1 protein-coding gene is annotated in these 302 nt (G+C 41.4%); it reads right to left on the minus strand.

Annotated features, from left to right (window positions below; genetic code table 11):
- On the minus strand, positions 1-302 hold a 302-nt coding region (locus LPB89_RS21960; RefSeq protein ID WP_230703744.1), incomplete at both ends, for a hypothetical protein.

The following is a 302-nucleotide window of genomic DNA, read 5'->3' on the forward strand; positions in this document are numbered from 1 at the left end:
ACTCTACAGAATTCCTGTGTTGTCTGGGCAGTTGTTGGTGTTTGCGGATCGCTTAAAGTAACGGTTACTGCAAGTCGTGTTGGACTATCGCAGATTCCTGTTTTTAATGAACCGTAATACACTTTATTGTTTTCCAGAACTGTTGTTGACGGAACTACTGTTGTTCCATCAGCAGCATCATACCAAGTCACATCACTTTCGTTCGTTACCAAATCAGCTACCGTTTTATTATCCACTTTACAGAATTCCTGTGTGTCATGTGTAGTCGTTGGTGTTTTCGGATCACTTAAGATTGCCGTTAC

Origin of the sequence: Flavobacterium sp. ENC (assembly GCF_020991415.1) — a bacterium.
In the GTDB taxonomy this organism is placed as follows: domain Bacteria; phylum Bacteroidota; class Bacteroidia; order Flavobacteriales; family Flavobacteriaceae; genus Flavobacterium.